3 protein-coding genes are annotated in these 3335 nt (G+C 44.0%); 2 read left to right on the top strand and 1 reads right to left on the bottom strand.

Annotated features, from left to right (window positions below; all coding sequences use genetic code 11):
- Positions 1-1686, top strand: a 1686-nt coding sequence (locus HNP76_RS14015; RefSeq protein WP_184661642.1) for a hypothetical protein, incomplete at its 5' end; no start/stop codon positions are given.
- Positions 1687-1689: 3 nt separating this feature from the next.
- Positions 1690-2799, top strand: a complete 1110-nt coding sequence (locus HNP76_RS14010; RefSeq protein ID WP_184661640.1) for a hypothetical protein — start codon at positions 1690-1692, stop codon at positions 2797-2799.
- A 19-nt stretch (positions 2800-2818) separates the two neighbouring features.
- Here the strand turns inward: HNP76_RS14010 and HNP76_RS14005 are convergent, their stop codons facing one another.
- On the bottom strand, positions 2819-3172 hold the full coding sequence (locus HNP76_RS14005; protein WP_184661638.1) for a helix-turn-helix domain-containing protein: 354 nt from the start codon (positions 3170-3172) through the stop codon (positions 2819-2821).
- Between the last annotated feature and the right edge of the window lie 163 nt (positions 3173-3335).

Genomic DNA, 3335 nt, shown 5'->3' with positions numbered 1-3335 from the left:
GCCGTAAGTTTTAATGAGAAAGATTTTGTCGATGAAGAAAATAAAAAATATATTGATGAAAGCGAACGCATCTATTCCTCAGCCGGTTATTCTGCAAAAGCTACTTTTGGCGTCATCATTCAGGCACAGTCGGGGGAAGGAAAGAGAAATATCTGTGCAAAAGTAATCGGTTTCGGTAAGACCCGCACCCTTTATTTCTTAACTCCGCTCGATGATACTGACGGCGTACAGGTTCAGTCTGGCAACATCCTTTCCGTCGGGCTTCTCAATCAATACGGACAGTTTGACCGCATTACAAATACAATGAAAATTACTGCTGTTGCGGCGGATGCGGGCGGCTGGAAACTCACTCTCAAAGATTATTCTGATGAAATCTATGAATACGGAGTAATTCCTGAATACAAGTCAAACCTTACATCACCGGGCATCCTTCAGTTACCTGGTGATGCAATCAGGGAAAGTGAGGAACGTGCCGAGCTGGATAATCAAAATGCACAACAAACAGCCGCATTGTCCAACGTTGCCGAAATAGCCGAAACAAAGCTGGAACTGTCCAGTACAACAATGTCCTTTCACCTCAACGGCGAGGATAACACCCTTTACAGTGAAAGCATGTCGTTTACGGCCGCCCTCATGTACAACGGCGAGGGGCTTTCGCCTGATTCCGTGTCCGCCGTATGTGACAGCCAGTCATTCACCTGCACGGCTTCGGTTGACGGGCTGGTAATTACCGTTGCCGTAAGCTCTTTGTATGGAGCTTCCTTCCCGGCAAAGGCAACGGCAGGCGTTACCCTCACAGCCGTGAAGAACGGCATCACATATTCCGCAACCTGCACCATTACAGCTTCTGACACAGGCAAATATCTTGGTCCAGTCAATGAGGTTGCCTCCATTCCGACAAGCCTTGTTTTAGGTGATTACTTTACATGGACCGGAAGCAATACTGATACAGGGCTTACTGAAGACGGACATCTTTACACATCTTATCTCTATAGGTTTACAGGACAGCATGGAGGCACGGCTAAATGGATTGCAGACCAGCGGATTGAACACAATGCCAGCGCCCTGAGCGACATTCTGAACATGCTTGACGAAAACCTCACGAAGAAAAACGCTTACGGCATCACATTTATGGACAGGCTCGCCGTGAATGCCGTTTTTGCGCGTTTACTTATGGCAAGTCAGGCCTTTATTCACTATCTGGAAACTGCAAACATCACCATCAAAGCTGCTACAAACGCGGGATATGCGACAAGCGCGGGCTCGGCAGCTACAGCGACTACGGCAGATTCTGCTACAAACGCGGGATATGCGACAAGCGCGGGCTCGGCAACTACAGCGACAAATGCAGGCACGGCTACAAATGTTCACGGCGGTGAGCTTTATGAAATGATTACCGGGGATTCCAGACAGGGAACCGCTGGAATTGCAATTCATACTGAAGACTGGACAGGCCCTTCAAGCCAAACCGGATTCGGAATCTTGCGGAACGGAAATGCGTATTTTAATAATGGAGTTTTCCGGGGGAAGATATTTGCTTCAAGCGGAAGTTTTGCAGGAAATATTTCTTCAAAAGTTTTTCATTTTGACCCTACAGCTTTTTCTGCCAGCAGTACAGGATATTATGACGATGAGAACGTCTGGCATGATTTTGTCGATGGTGATATGTGGTTTATCGGAGTTTAAAAAATGCCCTACAAATATGAAACGTTAAAATTTATGGGGAGTAACGGCGGATTTTATCCTTTAAAATCAACAACACCCCAGTCAAACTCTATTGCAGTAAAGAAGGGCGGGAGAATTGAATACTTTCCGCTCACCAGTGACCCATCAAGAATGGCAAACGGTCTTAGACTCAGAAACAATGGCATAAATTACGGCTTCACAAAAATTCTTCCGAATATTGTCGTTATAAACTATTTTTTTTCTGAAAAAATCTATTCAATACAAAACGGCCTTTTTACCCTCATTGGCGAGTATGATTACTCTGGCAGTTTCAACTGGTGGAGAACTCGGGTTGTTTATGAAAAAAAATCAGGCGTATATTTTTTTATACAGGAAGGAGGGGCAAGCATCACAAGAGCTACTAAATTCCGTATAGGCGCCTCAGTTGATGGCATAAACATAAACTGGATTGAAAGGGAGATTACCTCTGATGAAACCCATTATGACTATTGGATAGTTGATTATTTTTACGATAAATACATTCTGGGCGGCCTTTCTTTTTACAATGATCATGGGCGAAAAGTTCAATATCAGTCATATAGCTTCCAGCTTTCTGCCGGACAAATCACAAATTTTGGCATACAGGCAAGCCGACAAAACATTGATGCTATCGCTTACCTTTCAGATGACGAGTTAACATATAAAAGAACCGTTTCTGTGTCCAGAACTATGTACCTCAGCGTTACTACACAGGCAATCGTAGAAGAAGCCTGGACCGATCAGGGAGAACTGCACGACCGCCGGTATTTCTATTTGCAGCCTACCAGATACGGAAATGTTTCTTTTTTTGCATTCAGAGAGTCAAATCCCGAATGTACTTACACTGTTTCGTCTCCACTTTTTGATAACCAGCTTTCTTTTCCAGGGCGGATTGCTGCAAATAAAGATGCGGATTTTGTTTATGAGCCATATTCTGACAAAATTGTGGGATTTAACAGGGATTATCCTCACGGAGATATTCTCTATATGGAAAATTACGACGGCACTGGAAGAATCAATAACGTTAATAATGGCTTTACAGCTATTGATCCATATCCAAAAATAACCTTTGCGGGATATGGCCACCCGGAATAAAGCTGCCCATACAACTTGCTTACCCTACACTATCAGCCGGAACTTTGGCGGCTTTTGACTTAAGAAACGACCCGATCATTGCAAGGACCGCCGCTTTCTCGTGCTCAGCCAGCTCGCGCCAGGAAGAAAGAAGCTCCTGCTCCTCCTCGGAAAGAGAGCCTTCCTGCCCCTCTTCCTCGCCGGTTATGAGCCACTCGAAGCCAACTCCCAGATAGCGGGCAATCTTGAGGCACACATCACCGCCCGGAATCGTGCCGCGTTTCAGCCAAATAGCAATAGAATTAGGTGCAATTCCAATGCTTTCACAAAGCGCAAGCCTTTTCAGCATCTTTTTTTTCAATTCTGAATCAATTCTGTCTGTAAAATCACTCATGTTTTAAATTTCGTAAAAAAAAATAACAAATGTAATTCTAAACCGTTGACAGAAATAACAAATGCTATTATTATAATAGTTGTAAGTAACAAACGTTACTTTTCCACTCTATATACTACGATATAGAGTTACGTTCCTTCTTGACAGAAGGAACGTAACTCTC

It is taken from the genome of Treponema ruminis, from assembly GCF_014201975.1.
GTDB lineage: Bacteria > Spirochaetota > Spirochaetia > Treponematales > Treponemataceae > Treponema_D > Treponema_D ruminis.
The sequence above is the reverse complement of the archived record's forward strand: the minus strand, read 5'-3'. Positions and strand labels throughout refer to the sequence as shown.

Bases quoted from the DNA above. Each gene is read 5' to 3' on its own strand.
- HNP76_RS14005 (WP_184661638.1), bottom strand. From the start codon at position 3,172: ATGAGTGATTTTACAGACAGAATTGATTCAGAATTGAAAAAAAAGATG.
- HNP76_RS14010 (WP_184661640.1), top strand. From the start codon at position 1,690: ATGCCCTACAAATATGAAACGTTAAAATTTATGGGGAGTAACGGCGGA.